Raw genomic sequence first — 15,490 nt, forward strand, 5'->3', positions numbered from 1 at the left:
TAGAATGAACTATTTTAGAAGCGACAAATCTTCTGGACCGAAAACGCGTGGAGATCGGCGATGCTCAGGCCAAGCTTGCGCATCACATGATGGACCCTGAGCGCGGTTTTACTGTCCGTTGTTCGAGTGCCAGTGCGGCAAACGCACCTGACCGACTACCAAGAGTAAGGCTGTCTCAGTTGGCGGAATGGGGCATGAAGCACGTCGGGACCAGCCCCTACGGCGATTCGGAAACCGCCGCGCGCAGCTTGTGGATATTGCCGCCGCGACGCCGGCCGTCCAGGACGGCCGCATTTCATCGAGCGCGTCAATTGTCAGTTCGCAGCCCTTCTCGTAGGCAGCAACGCTCAGCCAGGCTCGAAAGATTGGTCCGGCAAAGCGCAAAGTAATCGCCGGGGATGGCTCAAGTCGTGGTGTCGCAAGTTTCATCGGAGGAACTTACTGCCAAGCTGCGCATTTCTTGGGCATCCATGTCTCAAGGAAGGAAGCTCCATGGCAGAAGGATTCGCACAGACGGCGGCAAAAGAGATCGTCGAACCGTCGGTTGCCGGCGTGTCATGGGCGGCCGTATTGGCGGGTGCCGCGGCTTCGCTCGCCATAACCCTCGTCCTGCTGTCCTTCGGCATGGGCATGGGCTTCGCGGTCGTGTCGCCGTGGGGCAATTCCGGCGTATCGGCGACGACGTTCAAGATCGGCACCGGCCTCTATTTCATCGTGATGGCGATGTTGTCGTCCTCGATCGGCGGCTATCTCGCCGGGCGTCTCCGGACGAAGTGGGTCGGCGTCCACACGACCGAGGTCCTGTTCAGGGACACGGCCCACGGCTTCCTGGCCTGGGCGGTCGCATCCGTCCTCGGAGCCGTGCTGTTGGCCTCACCCGCCACTACGCTTCTCGGCAACGCTCTCGGCGGCGCCGCTCAGGGCGCGGCGAGCGCCGCGAACTCCGGCCCGATGGCCGGTTACGTCGACACGCTGCTCCGTCCCAACGATCCGTCCGCACAGGCACAGGGACAATCTGATCCGCGGCCAGAGATGGTGCGTCTGCTGACTACCGACTTCCGTACCGGAAGCGATGTGAACGGGAACGACAAGGCCTACATCGCTAAAATAGTGGCCGCGCGCACCGGCCTCAGCCAGGCCGATGCCGAGAAGCGCGTGAACGACGTCGTGACCCAAGGCAAAGCCGACCTCGATGCCGCTCGCAAGGCCGCGATGCAAACGGCCATCTGGCTGACGCTGTCGCTGTTCGTCGGTGCATTTTCCGCGACTCTTGCCGCCACGGAAGGCGGCGGACTTCGCGACGGGACATGGGGGAAGAAACGCTCCGCGACCGCTCAACCATCACTGGCAAAAAACTGAGGAGATAAAACCATGCCCATTTTGCTTTGGCTTGTCGGCATTCCGATCCCACTCATCATCCTGATTATGCTGCTTCGGTGACGTCACGGCCGTCGCGGGCTTTAAGCCTGCGGCGGCCGCCCTTTCCCTGCCCTCAGGGACTGCAGCACGACGGCCGACGTTCAACTCGACCAACGCCGGCGCCTGCACCGGTCAGCATAGAAGCTCAATGAACTCGGTCGTCGAGATACCATTGGACTCAATCATCGGACTTAGCCGCTTACGCTCTTTGAGCCATTCCTGAAGAGTTCCGTAACGGGTGCGAAACATAGGCGTTGCGCGGCTACGGGTATGGGCGCACGGTTGTGGACATCACAGCCCGGTTCCTGGCTACTATCTGTGATGAGAACGCGGATAGCGCTCCCGCCCTCTCGAGCAAGGGAGCAGCGCCATGCTGAAGCGGCGCCGTTTCAAGCAAACTAGATCGTTGGAAGAGCGTCTCGCCGAAGAGGCAAAACGTCTGCGCGAAGAAGCCAGACTGCTTCCACACGGGCCCGCACGCGAGCAAGTCATCCGGAAGGCCCGGCAATGTGAGACTGGCTCGCACATGAGCGAGTGGTTGAAGTCGCCTGGATTAAAGCCGCCCGGTTGAGGCCACTGAACCCAGCAACTGTTGCTCCAAGGGGGCGTTGACCCTCATGGCAGAATCGTTCGGTCAGGAGTTCACTCTCATAGAAGCGACCTCTGATACGGGGTCCACAACCGAGATTTGGCTTGCCCTAGCTAAGCCAAATCAGGCTGTGACGCTGGTCCTCACGGCAGTTCCGGAGGGCTGGACAGCGCAAATACTTCCAGCCGTGCTTTCCGAAAAGCAGCAAAGGATGTTCGAAGAGGTCGAGCTCAAGCCGGGCGAAATCTTTAGGCTCTCGCACGAGTAAGCACACTTCGCCACCGATCATAGCTACTCGACCCAGGATCGAACTTCAGTCCCGGTTGCTTGGCGCGGCGCGGGGCCGCCCGGCACACGGCTGGCGGCACGGCTATCATCGATAAGAACCGGAAATAAAATATGTCCGACAAGAGAAGATCCCCGGAGAGCGAGCAACAACCGTCGATCACCATGTCCGATGACGACAAGAGATCGGTGGGCGAGAGGAGTTCCGGGTCCGCGAAAGTCGTCCACGAGGTGGTACGGCTGCAGGGAGACGAAGAACTCAGCCGACCTCTTCAATCGCTGATACTTTCCGGCTTTGCGGCTGGCGTGGCGATCTCCGCGTCGCTTCTGGTCGAGGCGTCGCTCCACATGCATCTGCCAAGAGCCGAGTGGGCCGACCTAGTTGTCTTCCTCGGCTACCCGGTCGGCTTCATCATCGATATTCTGGGCAAACTTCAGTTGTTCACGGAAAGCACGGTGACGGCGGTTCTGCCGCTCGCGACCCACCCCACTTTTCGCAATCTGCGACGCCTGCTCCGTCTGTGGATTGCGGTATTCATGGCGAACATGGCTGGCACCATGTTCGTCGCCTTCTTGATCGCGCGATGCATCATCGTCAGGCCCGATCAGCTTGCCGCAGCCATGGAAGTATCAACACCGATCATGGGGCACGATTGGCTAACGACGCTGCTACTCGCCACACCGGCGGGCTTTCTCATCGCATCGATCGCCTGGACACTGCCGAACGCACGCGGCAGCGAGTTCTGGGTCATCCTGATCGTTACTTACGCGATAGCGCTGGGAGGGTTTAGTCACGTCGTAGCGGGTTCGGCAGAAGCCTGGTTGCTGATGCTAACCGGGCAGGCCACGGTCGCCGCAACCTGCGGCTTTATACTTCCGGCTCTCCTCGGCAATCTTATCGGCGGGACCGGCTTGTTCGCTGTCGTGGCGCACGGGCAGGTCCGCAACGAAATCGAAACGGGAACCTGATCCAGATCGCGCCTCGCGCTTCACAGGGCTAAATCTACACATTTTTTGGCGAGCGTGAGGGTAAAAGGAACGAAACATCTGGAGGCAGAATTAGTCGCTGGACGCCGACTTGCGGCCGCAATGTTTCGGAGAGCACATGGCCAGATTGGCGCCCAGAGTCGGTCCCAAATCACTGCTCCATCCCGGCTTCATCGGCGCCGGATCAACCCTGCTAATCGCTGGCTTGGCGACCGATATCATGTACTGGAGTACATCAAACTGGCAGTGGGCGAACTCGTCCGCGTGGTTGATTACTGCGGGCCTAGCGCTGGCTCTCGTCGCCACGATCGTCCTGATCATCGATTTCCTCTCCGGCCGAGCCGGGCGGATCAACTGGATATCGTTCCTGCTCGTCGCCGTGGCGGCCCTGCTGTCGCTGCTCAATGTTTTCGTCCACAGCCGCGACGCCTGGACCTCTGTCGTGCCGCAAGGAATTTCGCTGTCCGCGATCGTGACGATCCTGCTCCTGATGGCCGCCGCTACAGGTTGGAGGGTGACCGCCGTTCGTACCACCGCCGCCGGAGATCGCCTGTGAGCCGTGCAATTCTTCGAGCTGTGCCGGCCCTCTGCGCGTTAGTTGCGCTGACCGCATGCGACCAAGGCGGCGATCCGATGCGGCAATACGGAGCGAATCCCTACCTTCCGGGGCCTCAGAACTATCTGTTGCCGCCAATGAGCGTACCGAAGGAGGTGGGCTGGAAACCGGGGGAGACGCCAGCCGTCACCGAAGGATTGAGGGTCCAGGCAATGGCGACGGGGCTGATGCACCCTCGCATCGTTTATCCTTTGCCGAATGGCGACGTGCTTGTCGTCGAGGGCAACAGTCCCGGCACCACGCCTTTCCGGCCCAAAGACTTCATCACAGGCAAAGTGAAGGCAAGAGCTGGGACTGCTGGCAAGGGCGGCAATCGCATCACCCTGCTTCGCGATGCCGACGGCGATGGAAAGCCGGAGGAGCAAACGATCCTCATCGAACACCTTCACTCGCCCTACGGCGTGACTTACGTGGACGGCACCCTCTACGTCGCCAACACGGACGCGATCATGGCGTTCAAATACTCCCTGGGGCAGACTCAGATCAAGGAGCCAGGTATTAAGCTTGCTGACCTTCCGGCGGGACCGATAGACCACCACTGGACCAAATCGATGGTCGCCGGCGCGGATGGATCCAAGCTCTATGTCGGCGTCGGATCCAACAGCAACATTACCGAAAATGGCCTAGACGCAGAAGAAGGCCGCGCGGCGATCTACGAGGTCGACCGTTTGACAGGTGCCAAGCGCATTTATGCCTCCGGCACACGCAACCCGACCAATCTCGCAATCGATCCAGAGACAGGCCGGCTGTTCGCCGTCGTGAACGAGCGGGACGAAATTGGTCCCGACCTGGTCCCGGACTACCTTACCATGGTGCAGGAGGGCGCCTTCTATGGCTGGCCTTACAGCTACTGGGGCGACCACGTCGATGTCAGAGTTCATCCGCAGCGCCCCGACTTGGTGGCCACAGCGGTCAAGCCGGACTACGGACTGAGTTCGCATGTGGCAGCGCTTGGCCTTGCATTCAGCCAAGGCGAGAAGCTCTCACCCAAATTCAGCAACGGCGTGTTCGTCGGTGAGCACGGCAGTTGGGACCGCAGCCCGGTTAACGGCTATCAAGTGATTTTTGTGCCTTTTGTGAACGGCCGACCTGAAGGCAGACCCGTCCCGGTCGTTACCGGCTTTCTCGGCAACGACGACGGAACAGTGCGAGGCCGGCCTGTGGGGGTAGCGCTCGATCGCACTGGCGCACTGCTGGTCGCCGACGATACCGGCAATGCGGTGTGGCGCATCAGTTCGGAGAAGTCGGCGAAGTAGACTGCGGAGGCTCTCAAGTATGACCCGCGTGCCGGCCTGAACGGGGCTTCATTGTTGCCGATGTCGACCGAACTATGGGCGAGAGTAGAAGTTATCGAATCATGTCAGACGCTTTCGACTACTTCCGGGCTTACGCTGTCCGAGCTCTCTGCAAAGCGAGAGCCATGCCGCGGGGCAAGATGAAGCATCTGCAACTGGTGGCCGGCCGGATCTACAATCTCCTCAAGAAGGAGGCTGCCTACGGTCCCAATGTCCAGCACCTCGTGGACTTTCGCGCAGCCCAGAAGCTCGAGGCCTCTCTCGATCGCCGGCCAAGTGAGCGCTCCGGCGGTCGCCTTGCTCCGGCGGCGCCGCAAAGCTCGGATAGGGAGGCTAGTTGAATGCCTTCGCTCGACGCGCGCGGTGTGGCAAGCCTTCTGCGAGAGTACGCGCAGCGGACCGCCTTGCGAGGCGGCAATCCCTACCGGGCGAAAGCGTACTCTCGGGCCGCCGACAGCCTGGCGGCCCTAGCCGTTCCTTTGGACGCGCTCGTCGCCGAAGATCGACTTGCTGAGATCGGCCGATGGCGTCGATGTCTTGGTCATCCTTGGCGGCGGCCTCCAACTCCGAGAGCGAGCCGATGCCGAGATCCTTGTACAGGCGCAGCACCTTCTCTGGACGAAGGCCGGGTACAGTCAGCATCTCGAGCACGCCCGCGGGAATCTCCTTCCGCAGCTTTTCGAGGCTGGGATGACCGCCCATCTTGTGAACCTTGGTGATGATGTCGGCGATAGCATCGCCGACGCCCGGGCTATGGCCACGCGCCAGCGCTTCGAGTATTTCGGCGTGGCGGACCATTCCAAGTCTGCCCACTATGCCGGCGGTCTCTCCGTGGAGGAGATCGCGCAGCAGCACCGGGAAGCCGACCGCCTGAACAAGCACTTCGGCAAGGACTTCCGGATCCTCAAGGGTATCGAATCCGACATCCTGGCGGACGGGTCGCTCGACTATGACGACGACGTTTTAGAGCGCTTCGATTTCGTGGTCGCCAGCATTCACGGCCGCTTCAAACTGGACCGCAAGGCGCAGACGCAGCGCCTGCTTCGGGCTATTTCCAACCCTCACACCACCATCATCGGCCATATGACAGGGCGACAGCTCCAGCGGCGGCCGGGTTATGAGATTGACGTCGAAAAGGTGCTACGGGCCTGCGCGAAGCACGACGTCGTCGTTGAGATCAACGCACATCCGTGGCGTCTCGACCTGAATTGGCGCTGGCACCGGGCAGCCCTCGCATTTGGCTGCATGCTGAGCATCAATCCAGACGCACACTCGATTCCCGAACTCAACCACATGCACTGGGGCGTCCTGATGGCCCGCAAGGGCGGTGTCCCCGCGGAGCGAGTCCTGAACGCGATGTCGCACTCAGAGATCACGCGCTACCTACGCCAGAAGCGGCGCTCGCTCGCCCGCGCCGCTTGATGCCGCAGAAGCACGAATTCTCAATCAGGGGAAGGTTGGTGGCGGTCGCCGCCGATCGCGGCCACCACTTCAGCAAACCAACTCAGGCACGCATAATCCTGGTGGAAGGCCACGGCGTCGACGGCGACGCCCACGCTGGCGCGTTCGTCTGGCACCGCTATTTGTCACGCCGCCAGCCCCGCCTGCCCAATCTCCGACAGGTCCACCTGATCCCATCCGAACTCTTCCCATCTCTCCTCGAAGCTGGCTTGGAGGTTGGCGCCGGCGACCTCGGCGAGAACGTCACCACCTCGGGATTGGCCCTCGAACGGATGCCGCTCGGGACCCGGATCGAGCTCGGGCCCTCCGCGGTCGTCGAGCTGACGGGCCTCCGGACGCCCTGCGTCCTTATGGACCGCTTCCGAGCAGGCCTCAAGCGGCAGGTGCTCTCGTCGGCGGAAACGGGCCCTGCGTTCAAATCTGGAGTGCTGGGCGTGGTCCGGGCTGGGGGACCGGTCGTGGCCGGCGACGGCGCGCGGGTTCGGGCTCCCGTCCTCATTTCGCGCCTTGCCGGCTCTATAAAATGACCCGTGCATAGGCGACCCAACAGCCGAATCGAAACGCGTTCGGTGGGCGGAGCGATACGGCCGCAAGCAGGTAGCTGCGGTACGCTTGCACTGGCGAGGCAATCGACAGTCGCGGACTACCAACCCCGCGGAGGTGTCTAACCGCGTTTCTCGCGCGAACCACCTTCTTTTAGAGGGCAGACCTATCGTTCAATCGCATGCCTCCAGTCATTGTGGAGGCCTCTTGTTAGGAAGTCGCGACGACGGGTCTTCTGCTTGGATCTACCCTTTTTGTTTCTCTTCTGCGCTTTTTCCATCCGAGCTTTTAGAGCGTTCTTCGAACCGATCAGCGCCTTTAGCTAGATCGTGCTCCATCTTGCTCTCATTTTTTGCTTCTTCCTTGGAAGCGGCTTCGCGCAAGCCCTCAGCGGCCCGATCCCCCGCTTTTGATGATTTTCGTTCGTCACCCATTTGCGGCTCCTTCCCTAAAGACATTCCTAGGAAACTTCCCAGCTATCCCAGCTTGACCGTGGCAACGTTCCAATAAGTTCGCGTCGCCAATCAAATCGCGAGCATGCCTAAAGCGGTCATGCATGGCATTCCGCGGCTCATGTTCAACTCCAAACTCCGACGGGCAGTAGCGCGAGAAGGCCCACCGGCCCGTCCCTCACAACTGCTTGGCCTTTTCCTTAGCAGCGTGAGCGGCATCAGTTCCCGCCTGCTTCATGCGATCGACGGCTTCGGCTCCGATGTCACTCGCTTCGGCTGCGATCGTGTCACCAGCTTCGCGTAGCGCTTTCGATACAGCGGTACCGCGGCTGCTCAGGTCGTCCTTCACCTGGTCGCTGACCCCGCCGAGATAGTTGTCTTCGATCTGGGTCGTTCTAAACGCGCCTGCGAGTGCAGCGCCGACCGTCAAACCGATGGCGCCGATGACCAGCGGCTGGCGCTCCATCAGTTCGCCGAGCGAAGACTGCGCTTTGGTTAAAGTATCTCCAGCCGGCAGAGGATTGCCGATCTTAGCAAACTGTTCGCGGGCGTAAGCGACGCCCTCGTCAAACCGATCGCGGACCTTGTCTACTGCTTCAGACATCGAGGCGGTTGCCGTTTGCACGGCATCGCGTGAATCCCCGGCCACGCTGCCCGCTTCATGATCCATCTCAGGTGCGGTCGGCGGCGCCGCGGTCCGCTGCAATCCCGAGGCTGCAGCCTTCAAATTGCTGGCACCGCTATCGACTACACCAGACGCGACGTTGGCGGCGGATTGCGCAGCGCCCTTCAGTTTGTCGTCGCCGACAAGCAGCCAGAGTGCTCCGCCCCCGATTAGCGCGGCGGAAAGCGGGTTCTCTTTGGCCGCAGCGATTAGACTGTCAAAAAAACCGGTTTGCGCACGGCTCATCGCACCATTCCCTTCACAGTATCTTTATCCTTTTCAAGCTGCCGGATTGTTTCCCGCGGGGTGAGAGTTCGTGCGTCCAACCGCTTGATGCCCACGGCAAACAAAGTGCCAGAAATGGCGGCGGCGACGACCGCTGATGTCAGATAAGCCAATGCTGACGACCACCCTGCGCTGATCAACACTGATGACAGCGCGAACAGCGCCATCACGATGGCGGGGATGACGAGAACCGCGCCGCCGACCAGAAGTCCCAACGCTCCGCCGAGCTTTTGCACCTTTTCGGCAAGTTCAGCCTTCGCGAGATCGACCTCATTTTGGAAAAGCTTCGCGACCTGAGCCATAGCGTCGCCGACAAGGCCCGAGATATTGTGAAGATCACTTTTCCCGGTTTCGATATCGTGCTTGATGCTCATGATGCGCTGCCGCCCCCCGAAGATGGATTCGGTCGCTGTCCCTTCATTGTGGATCCCATAGAGGTCTGTCCACCGACGGCCTCGCTTGCATAAGATGTCCGAGTTCCGGACGCGCCACTCTCGGCGCCGGTCTGCGAACTCGTCCGTTGCGAGGTCGAGGAGCTGCCCGAAGCCTTCAGGAAGCGCACAGCGGCGAATCCAGCCAAAACAGATAGGCCGAGGAATGCCGCGGGTTGCCGCTTCGCAAAATCGGTCGCACCGTCGACGAGGTCGCGGAAGCTGCCGTCGCGAACCTTCGCGGCCGCTTCTTCCACATAGTCGGCGGCCGAATTTATACCGCGTGCGGCAAAGGGCGCGTCAGTTTCGAATGCGCCGGCAGCTTGGCGGAAGTTACCCGCCAAGCGCTCGATGAAATCGGCACCGGTCTGTTGCTGATCCCGTACCCGTTCCTGGATTTGGTCGACGGTGCCACTCGCGACATTCTTGGCTGCATCGGCGGCTTCGCCGAACTTGTCCCGAGCCATGTCCGCCGATGCCTGCAGGGCCTCTCCGGCACGCTGCTTCATCTCGGCCCCTGCATCGCCGATTTGGTCCTTCAGACCGGTGGAGGAGCTGCTCTTGCCTTTGTTGAAGTTGGTCGGCTTGACCACATCTGAATCGCTCATGCTATGCCTCTCAAGTGCTCGATTTTGGGGAAGGGCTGAATGCTGCGTCAACAACCTCGGCGGCCGCTTCCTTGAGGTTGTCGGCCAGATTACTGGTCATTCGGCTCGCATGCCGCCCAAGGTCAGCGTCACTCACGCTTCTTGTCGCGGCATCGGCCGCAGACAACGCGGCATCCTTTGCTGCCTCAAATCCCGATTGAGCGGCCTCACCGGCAGCGCGCTTCAGGCTGTCGCTCGCCGGACCTGCCGCCCTGTCTTCGAGCTTCGTTTCCGGAAGGGCCGCCGCGACTATTGCCCCGATGGCGATACCGAGTCCTCCGATCAGCGCGGCGTTGTCACCGATGATCTGACGCGCCTGTTCTGGAGCTGCGGACGCCGAATCCTTGATGGAGTCCATGCCATCCGCGATCTTGTCACTGATCGTCCCGGCGGCCTCCGTTGCTCGGGCCTTGAGGTCTTGGGCTGCTGTCGTGGCTGAATCTATCGCGTCGTTGACCGCGCCAGCGGCGCGTCCTTGGGTCTCGGAAATTTTAGCCTGGGCCCCACTTCTCGCTTCCTGAACTCGCTCAGCAGTCTGGTCGATGACCCGACCGGCACCATCCATCATGGGCGATACCGCTCCGGCAGCCCGATCGCGCACGGTCTTGGAGGTAAGAGCGAGGCCTGCAGCAATCATGAGAAGAGGCAGAGGCACCCCTTTTGCCAGTCGCAGCAGCGGTACAGCTATGGCGGTACCGGCAGCGACGGCGCGCATCGGGTTATCCATCGCCTGCTGTTTGAGCCCCTCGACCCAGCCTTGGGCCTTGTCGCTCATGTAGCCCGACATTTCGGATTTAACGTGTTGAGGCGAGACCATGTGACGCAGATCTCGCGTCGTGTCCGATATCCCCTGCTTGAGACGTTCGACCGTGGCCGCCAATTCCGCCCGGTTACGCTCGGACTCCCGTCGTAGCTCCTCCACCGATCGCGTCATCTCACCCTCTTGTATTCTTCGATTGTGCTTCGAAGACGAACTCCCCCTTCATTGGATGGTTCCTAGTAGCCTTGGAGCACCTTCCGCCGCATCGCGGCGCGCCGACGCGCCCGCGCGTTCTCCCGCCGGCCGGTGCAAGACCGACTGCTGGGCGGTCTCGACGGCCGCGCTCGTTCGAGAACCCCTCGTGAGAGGATCCAAGCCCCAGTGGGCGCATTCTCGAAGGAGAACAAGCCGCGGGTATCCCCTTGAGTTTGCCGTTGGAGCGTGTCCCAATACTCCCGACCCGATGGAGAATCTTGGTGTGCGGCTCGATTGAAAATGTCCGTTAGAGGCCTGGCGCTGGTAATCCTTCTGGCGGGTCTTCTCGAAGGCTCCCACGCATTCGCGCAGGAGGACAAGAAGACCGATGACGACAAGCCCGCCGATCCCGACACCGGCGAGAGCACCGTCGAGGAGAAGACGCTCGGGCTTCTGCCAAACCCACTCCAAAAGTACGGGATCAAGTTCGCCGCGACCTACATCGGTGAGACGCTGGGGATGTCTCCGGCGGACTGAAGCAGGGAGCGATCTACGAAGGCCGGTTAAACCTTGCGGTCGATGTCGACCTGCAGAAGCTCGCCGGCATCGACAAGCTCACGTTCCACGCCAACATGTTCCAGATCCACGGCGAGGGATTGTCGCGGAACTATCTCGACAATTTTTTCGTCGTGAGTGGCATCGAAGCCTTGCCCTCGACCCGCCTCTACGAGGCATACTTCGAAAAGCAGTGGGGCGACAAGAAGGTCTCCCTGAAGTTCGGACAGATCGCCGCCGACAGCGAGTTCTTCAATACGAAATACACCGACGTCTTCACGAACGCGTCGATGGGCTGGCCGGCGATCACGTCGCTCGACCTGCCCAGCGGCGGTCCGTCGCCGCCATTGGCCGCGATGGGCAGCCGGCTGCTGGTCAACATCACCTATCAGCTCACGGTCCTTGGAGCCATCTTCGACGGCAACCAGGCAGGCCCGGGCCCAGGCGACCCGCAAGAACGTAACCGATATGGCGTCAACTTCCGGATCAACGATCCCCCTCTGCTGCTAGGGCAGATCCAGTACGCCTGGAACAACAAGAAGGGCGATCCCAATCTGACCGGCCAGGTCAAGTTCGGCGGATGGCGTCACTTCGGGCAATTCTCAGATCTTCAACTCGCAAGCAACGGCATTTCGCTTTCGGCGCCGACCAGCAGCGGCACTCCACTCATGTTGGGGGGCGACGTCGGCGGCTGGGCGGTCTTCGAGCAGCAGCTTTATCGCGTGCCCAAAAGCGATGACCGCGGAATCGGCATCTTCGCTCGCGTCTCCGGCGCTCCGGCCGACCGCAACCTGATCGATCTCTACGCCGACACCGGGCTCGAATTCATCGGCCTAAGCGACAAACGGCCGGACGACAAGTTCGGGATCGCGGCCGGCTACGCGCACGTCTCGAAGCGAGCCCAGGCGCTGGACTTCGACTATCGCGCATTTGCCGGTCCGGCGTGGCCGGTGCGCAGCTTCGAAGGACTCCTCACGGCAGTATATCAGTATCAGCTGCGGGACGGCTGGACCCTCCAGCCCAATTTCCAATACATCATCCGGCCGGGCGGCGGAGCGACGGACCCGACGGGCCCGATGCCGGGTCGAGCGCTGAAAAACGCGGCGGTCTTTGGTGTGCGCACCACGTTGAAATTCTAGGAAGTTTGAGTTGCGCGCGCTGTATGCGCATGTGAAGAGCTCATCTCGCGTCGTCCTGAACGACGGCTCATTCCAAATCCGCCGAGATTGATGGCCGATGGCAAAAGCGACGCGCCAGCGTAGTTTCGCGTATTCGGGGTCGCGGACCTTCCGAGTCCGCACTGTGCGGCCGGCCTGTCAGCCGGCGGATCGGCTGTCTAGGTGGCGAGGGATTAACGAGACGCAAACCGAGTTTCGAGCCCAAGCATGTCCTTCCGGACAGTCAGGCGAAAGCCCGCCCTGCGACGCGAGCCGCTTGAGAAGACTATCGGAAGCGCCGACAAATGCTCGGGATAGCGAGCCTGGAACGCACGTTCCTCCCACAAGCCTTTCTGCACCGCCTCCTCGGCGGCGGAATAAGAGAGTAATGACAGCTCCGAAGGGGCCGGTGTCGATCAGGTCAGCCCTTCTTGACGTAGATGCTCAGCTCAGCGATTTGTGAATCGCCGTGGCAGCGACCGCGGCGTGTCCCGTCGCAACGGATATCTGGTGAAGGTCTGAAACGACATCTCCGGCCGCGTAGATTCCATCGATCGTCGTTTGTTGGTGCCCGTCCACGACCAGACAACCGACCTCGTTTGCAGCGGCGCCCAGTCGGACGGCGAGCTTCGATCCGACAGAGCAGCCCAAAGCCGGGTAGAGCACATCGAACGTCTCGGCACCGTTCGATCCACCGGAAATGTGGATCGACCCATCCTTGATCTCCAATTGGCGATCCGCGAGCCGGACCGAGATTCCTGCCTCTTCGGCTTCCGCCAAAAGCTCGGCGGTCGGGGTTTCGGTAACGACCAAAGTGACACGGTCGGAATAGTGCCGTAGAAATCTCGCCTTTGCGAGAGCGCCTGCTCCCTGGCCCATCACGGCTATGCGGCGGTCAATGGCTTCGTAGGCGTCGCATACGGGGCAGTAGCGGACGGTTCCTGCAAGGACCGCCTTTTCAACTCCGTCAAGGTCCGGAGCCTCATCTATGATGCCCGTCGCAAACAGCACACGACGCGCGTGAATCTCGAAATCGCCATGGACGGCTCTAAAACCGGCGTCAGATTTTTCCAAGGAGGAAATTCGTTCCCGCACGAGTTCGACATCGTATGACTTGGCTTGAAGCTTCAACAGATTGAGCAGCTCGCGGCCAGAGACGCCGGAAGGAAACCCGGGATAATTATGGCTCTTTGGTATCCAGGCTGCACGGCTTTTCCCGTCATCGAAGACGGCTACGCTTCTCCGGTATCGCGCCAAATAGATGGCGGCGGTGAGTCCGGCGGGACCGCCACCCACGATCAGACAATCCAGGACGTCTCTCACGATCCCACCGAACTCCACTTCGGAAGCTGCCCCGAGCGGGGTCCGCGCGGAATAGTAGGCAGGTCCATTGCGGCGGGCGCAACGACCATTATAAGCGCTTCCGTGCTGACTTCATCGATTTGCTTGGCGCGGATCAATTCCGTACCTCCTCGTAGGTTGCTCGGGTCGGCTTATCAACGCGCAGCCATCAGGATGCCTGGACGTGTGCGCGCTCTTCCTCGACTTCCTCGGCGTCCTTCTTGTCGACGTCCATGAGGTCGTCATCTGCATTCCCAACGGCCTTCAGCAGTTCGTCGAGCTTGGCATGAATGGCCTGAGTGTCGCGATGCTCGGCGCGCTGGATGAGGAGTGTCATCCCCCAAGTCGCGAGCGTAGCGAACGAATGCCATTCCAATCCATTTCCCAGGATAAGCCAGCAGGATGCGTAAGCCAGGAAGACGACAAATGCCGCCGGCCGCGAGGTGGCGACGCCGATTTTGGTAAGCCAGCCCTTGAGATCCGCCGATGACATGTCAGCCAACGTGGGCCTGCACAGCCCGTTCCACCAACGATGGTCATGCGACAATGCACTATTGCCGACAACTGCCCGTCTTTGGAACCTGTCGACCCTCTGCTGCTTTGCCAAGGCGAACAAACGGAGATGGAATGACGGATTTGAGTGAGGAAGACATTCGCAGCCGGGCCTATCATCTTTGGAAGCAGGCTGGCGAACCCGCAGGGGCGATGGACGACCTCTGGTACAAGGCGGAGGCCGAGTTGTTGGCCGAGCGATCCGAACAGGGTGAGGTCCCGCAGGGGATGACAGACAATCTGCCGGTGTGATGACCGGCTCTCGAACCGACAGCCGACGGTGTCTCACGCGATAGGCAGCGCTGACCTGCGTGGCGTCGGCTTAGGAACCATCCTCCCTTTGCGGCGTCGCTTCTTCTTTGAGGGAGGACGCGTTGCACGGCTCACAGTTCAGGCGCCAGACGAACCTGCCGCACGCGATCGTCGGCGTCGATTGTCACGACCAGGACGGGCGACTTGCCGAACGCGCGCTCGCTGAAGAGACCCCCGTAGCCCTGGCGTACAACGGAACGACGCTTGCCGTTGTGATGGCGACACCCGCCGATCTCATCGACCTCGCCCTCGGCTTCAGCCTGACCGAGGGGATTATAACCGCGCCATCAGAGATTGAGGATCTCGACATCGTCCAGCACGGGGACGGTGTGGAGTTGCGGATGTGGCTCACGTCCGACCGAAGCGACCGCCTCGCGGCACGACGGCGGCGGTTGGTAGGCCCCACGGGCTGTGGCCTCTGCGGGATCGAAAGCCTGGCCGACGCCTGCCCGCCGGTCCCACACGTTACAAGCGATCTCTCGGTGACCGGTGAGGACATTTCCTCTGCCGTGGACGCCCTGACAGCGGCACAAGATATCAATCGCGCGACCCGGGCAACGCATGCGGCCGGTCTCTATCGGCCCGGTTCAGGTTTGTTGCTGCTGCGCGAAGATGTCGGCCGGCATAATGCCCTGGACAAGGTCGCGGGAGCGATGGCCGCAGAAAGCGTGACTGGTTTCTCCGGCGCGCTTGTTCTCACCAGCCGGGTCTCGATCGAGCTAGTGCAAAAGGCCGCGGCCATCGGCACAGGCATTCTGATCGCGGTGTCTGCCCCGACCGCGCTCGCAGTCCGGACCGCAACTGCGTCGGGGATCACGCTGGTCGGCATTGCGCGTGGCAGAGAGTTTCAGGTTTTCAGTTGGCCTGAGCGCATAAAGCCGGGTCTCAAACCTGCAGGAACCAAGCAAAAACACACTCATCGTAAGTTCCCTTGAGCGAATGAA

20 protein-coding genes and 1 pseudogene are annotated in these 15,490 nt (G+C 61.1%); 14 read left to right on the top strand and 7 right to left on the bottom strand.

Annotated elements, in window-relative coordinates:
• The first annotated feature begins 492 nt into the window (after nucleotides 1-492).
• The 10 genes and pseudogenes from XI06_RS05385 to XI06_RS05435 all read left to right on the top strand — a co-directional run bounded on the left by XI06_RS05385 (nucleotide 493) and on the right by XI06_RS05435 (nucleotide 7,179).
• A complete protein-coding gene (locus XI06_RS05385) occupies nucleotides 493-1,359 on the top strand; it encodes a hypothetical protein (protein WP_271604737.1) in 867 nt (288 codons plus the stop codon).
• 430 nt (nucleotides 1,360-1,789) lie between these two features.
• Complete coding sequence (locus tag XI06_RS43665) at nucleotides 1,790-1,990, top strand: hypothetical protein (protein ID WP_246556634.1); 201 nt, start codon at nucleotides 1,790-1,792, stop codon at nucleotides 1,988-1,990.
• A 46-nt stretch (nucleotides 1,991-2,036) separates the two neighbouring features.
• Nucleotides 2,037-2,276, top strand: coding sequence for a hypothetical protein (locus XI06_RS05395; RefSeq protein ID WP_271604738.1), 240 nt, complete (start codon nucleotides 2,037-2,039; stop codon nucleotides 2,274-2,276).
• 131 nt (nucleotides 2,277-2,407) lie between these two features.
• Nucleotides 2,408-3,262: a formate/nitrite transporter family protein gene (locus XI06_RS05400; protein ID WP_271604739.1), complete on the top strand. Its 855-nt coding sequence runs from the start codon at nucleotides 2,408-2,410 to the stop codon at nucleotides 3,260-3,262.
• Between the two features lie 136 nt (nucleotides 3,263-3,398).
• The gene (locus XI06_RS05405; protein WP_271604740.1) at nucleotides 3,399-3,836 is read left to right on the top strand and encodes a DUF2231 domain-containing protein; all 438 of its coding nucleotides are present in this window, start codon (nucleotides 3,399-3,401) and stop codon (nucleotides 3,834-3,836) included.
• The gene (locus tag XI06_RS05410; RefSeq protein WP_271604741.1) at nucleotides 3,833-5,152 is read left to right on the top strand and encodes a PQQ-dependent sugar dehydrogenase; all 1,320 of its coding nucleotides are present in this window, start codon (nucleotides 3,833-3,835) and stop codon (nucleotides 5,150-5,152) included. Before XI06_RS05405 ends, XI06_RS05410 begins: the two co-directional genes overlap by 4 nt.
• Nucleotides 5,153-5,316: 164 nt before the next feature.
• Complete coding sequence (locus tag XI06_RS05415; RefSeq protein ID WP_271604742.1) at nucleotides 5,317-5,532, top strand: hypothetical protein; 216 nt, start codon at nucleotides 5,317-5,319, stop codon at nucleotides 5,530-5,532.
• Nucleotides 5,533-5,910: a hypothetical protein gene (locus XI06_RS43670; protein WP_442869411.1), complete on the top strand. Its 378-nt coding sequence runs from the start codon at nucleotides 5,533-5,535 to the stop codon at nucleotides 5,908-5,910.
• A 31-nt stretch (nucleotides 5,911-5,941) separates the two neighbouring features.
• Nucleotides 5,942-6,613 (top strand): annotated as a pseudogene (locus tag XI06_RS05430) (PHP domain-containing protein); the annotation flags it as partial.
• Nucleotides 6,613-7,179: an MOSC domain-containing protein gene (locus XI06_RS05435; protein WP_271604743.1), complete on the top strand. Its 567-nt coding sequence runs from the start codon at nucleotides 6,613-6,615 to the stop codon at nucleotides 7,177-7,179. The pseudogene XI06_RS05430 and the gene XI06_RS05435, both read left to right, overlap by 1 nt.
• Before the next feature lie 261 nt (nucleotides 7,180-7,440).
• Here XI06_RS05435 and XI06_RS05440 read toward each other — a convergent pair whose 3' ends face one another.
• The 5 genes from XI06_RS05440 to XI06_RS05460 form a co-directional block, all read right to left on the bottom strand.
• The gene (locus XI06_RS05440; RefSeq protein WP_271604744.1) at nucleotides 7,441-7,629 is read right to left on the bottom strand and encodes a hypothetical protein; all 189 of its coding nucleotides are present in this window, start codon (nucleotides 7,627-7,629) and stop codon (nucleotides 7,441-7,443) included.
• A 196-nt stretch (nucleotides 7,630-7,825) separates the two neighbouring features.
• The gene (locus tag XI06_RS05445) at nucleotides 7,826-8,557 is read right to left on the bottom strand and encodes a hypothetical protein (RefSeq protein WP_271604745.1); all 732 of its coding nucleotides are present in this window, start codon (nucleotides 8,555-8,557) and stop codon (nucleotides 7,826-7,828) included.
• Nucleotides 8,554-8,970 carry a phage holin family protein gene (locus tag XI06_RS05450; protein ID WP_271604746.1) on the bottom strand — a complete coding sequence of 139 codons (417 nt, stop codon included), beginning with the start codon at nucleotides 8,968-8,970 and terminating at the stop codon, nucleotides 8,554-8,556. The genes XI06_RS05445 and XI06_RS05450 overlap by 4 nt, the downstream gene beginning before the upstream one ends.
• Complete coding sequence (locus XI06_RS05455) at nucleotides 8,967-9,620, bottom strand: hypothetical protein (protein WP_271604747.1); 654 nt, start codon at nucleotides 9,618-9,620, stop codon at nucleotides 8,967-8,969. The genes XI06_RS05450 and XI06_RS05455 overlap by 4 nt, the downstream gene beginning before the upstream one ends.
• Nucleotides 9,621-9,645: 25 nt before the next feature.
• Nucleotides 9,646-10,608, bottom strand: a complete 963-nt coding sequence (locus tag XI06_RS05460; RefSeq protein ID WP_271604748.1) for a DUF3618 domain-containing protein — start codon at nucleotides 10,606-10,608, stop codon at nucleotides 9,646-9,648.
• A 321-nt stretch (nucleotides 10,609-10,929) separates the two neighbouring features.
• Here XI06_RS05460 and XI06_RS05465 point away from each other — a divergent pair, with 321 nt between their 5' ends.
• Complete coding sequence (locus XI06_RS05465; protein WP_271604749.1) at nucleotides 10,930-11,166, top strand: hypothetical protein; 237 nt, start codon at nucleotides 10,930-10,932, stop codon at nucleotides 11,164-11,166.
• A gap of 50 nt (nucleotides 11,167-11,216) precedes the next feature.
• A complete protein-coding gene (locus XI06_RS05470; RefSeq protein ID WP_271604794.1) occupies nucleotides 11,217-12,323 on the top strand; it encodes a carbohydrate porin in 1,107 nt (368 codons plus the stop codon).
• A 462-nt stretch (nucleotides 12,324-12,785) separates the two neighbouring features.
• On the opposite strand, the gene XI06_RS05475 is transcribed toward XI06_RS05470, so the two are convergent.
• Both XI06_RS05475 and XI06_RS05480 read right to left on the bottom strand, forming a co-directional pair.
• Nucleotides 12,786-13,664, bottom strand: a complete 879-nt coding sequence (locus tag XI06_RS05475) for an NAD(P)/FAD-dependent oxidoreductase (RefSeq protein ID WP_271604750.1) — start codon at nucleotides 13,662-13,664, stop codon at nucleotides 12,786-12,788.
• Nucleotides 13,665-13,851: 187 nt separating this feature from the next.
• Nucleotides 13,852-14,175, bottom strand: coding sequence for a low affinity iron permease family protein (locus XI06_RS05480; RefSeq protein ID WP_271604751.1), 324 nt, complete (start codon nucleotides 14,173-14,175; stop codon nucleotides 13,852-13,854).
• A 134-nt stretch (nucleotides 14,176-14,309) separates the two neighbouring features.
• Between XI06_RS05480 and XI06_RS05485 the strand changes: the two genes are divergently transcribed.
• Both XI06_RS05485 and fdhD read left to right on the top strand, forming a co-directional pair.
• Nucleotides 14,310-14,486, top strand: coding sequence for a DUF2934 domain-containing protein (locus tag XI06_RS05485; protein WP_271604752.1), 177 nt, complete (start codon nucleotides 14,310-14,312; stop codon nucleotides 14,484-14,486).
• 122 nt (nucleotides 14,487-14,608) lie between these two features.
• Complete coding sequence (gene fdhD / locus XI06_RS05490; RefSeq protein WP_271604753.1) at nucleotides 14,609-15,481, top strand: formate dehydrogenase accessory sulfurtransferase FdhD; 873 nt, start codon at nucleotides 14,609-14,611, stop codon at nucleotides 15,479-15,481.
• Nucleotides 15,482-15,490 lie beyond the last annotated feature (9 nt).

The sequence above is a fragment of the Bradyrhizobium sp. CCBAU 11434 genome, assembly GCF_028128895.1.
Classification (GTDB): Bacteria; Pseudomonadota; Alphaproteobacteria; order Rhizobiales; family Xanthobacteraceae; genus Bradyrhizobium; species Bradyrhizobium zhengyangense.

What these genes read in the sequence shown, in the direction of transcription:
- XI06_RS05465 (WP_271604749.1), top strand. Translation starts at nt 10,930, where the DNA reads ATGTCCGTTAGAGGCCTGGCGCTGGTAATCCTTCTGGCGGGTCTTCTC.
- XI06_RS05395 (WP_271604738.1), top strand. Translation starts at nt 2,037, where the DNA reads ATGGCAGAATCGTTCGGTCAGGAGTTCACTCTCATAGAAGCGACCTCT.
- XI06_RS05460 (WP_271604748.1), bottom strand. Translation starts at nt 10,608, where the DNA reads ATGACGCGATCGGTGGAGGAGCTACGACGGGAGTCCGAGCGTAACCGG.
- XI06_RS05400 (WP_271604739.1), top strand. Translation starts at nt 2,408, where the DNA reads ATGTCCGACAAGAGAAGATCCCCGGAGAGCGAGCAACAACCGTCGATC.
- XI06_RS05435 (WP_271604743.1), top strand. Translation starts at nt 6,613, where the DNA reads ATGCCGCAGAAGCACGAATTCTCAATCAGGGGAAGGTTGGTGGCGGTC.
- XI06_RS05385 (WP_271604737.1), top strand. Translation starts at nt 493, where the DNA reads ATGGCAGAAGGATTCGCACAGACGGCGGCAAAAGAGATCGTCGAACCG.
- XI06_RS43670 (WP_442869411.1), top strand. Translation starts at nt 5,533, where the DNA reads ATGCCTTCGCTCGACGCGCGCGGTGTGGCAAGCCTTCTGCGAGAGTAC.
- XI06_RS05415 (WP_271604742.1), top strand. Translation starts at nt 5,317, where the DNA reads ATGCCGCGGGGCAAGATGAAGCATCTGCAACTGGTGGCCGGCCGGATC.
- XI06_RS05480 (WP_271604751.1), bottom strand. Translation starts at nt 14,175, where the DNA reads ATGTCATCGGCGGATCTCAAGGGCTGGCTTACCAAAATCGGCGTCGCC.
- XI06_RS05450 (WP_271604746.1), bottom strand. Translation starts at nt 8,970, where the DNA reads ATGAGCATCAAGCACGATATCGAAACCGGGAAAAGTGATCTTCACAAT.
- XI06_RS05405 (WP_271604740.1), top strand. Translation starts at nt 3,399, where the DNA reads ATGGCCAGATTGGCGCCCAGAGTCGGTCCCAAATCACTGCTCCATCCC.
- XI06_RS43665 (WP_246556634.1), top strand. Translation starts at nt 1,790, where the DNA reads ATGCTGAAGCGGCGCCGTTTCAAGCAAACTAGATCGTTGGAAGAGCGT.
- XI06_RS05445 (WP_271604745.1), bottom strand. Translation starts at nt 8,557, where the DNA reads ATGAGCCGTGCGCAAACCGGTTTTTTTGACAGTCTAATCGCTGCGGCC.
- XI06_RS05485 (WP_271604752.1), top strand. Translation starts at nt 14,310, where the DNA reads ATGACGGATTTGAGTGAGGAAGACATTCGCAGCCGGGCCTATCATCTT.
- XI06_RS05440 (WP_271604744.1), bottom strand. Translation starts at nt 7,629, where the DNA reads ATGGGTGACGAACGAAAATCATCAAAAGCGGGGGATCGGGCCGCTGAG.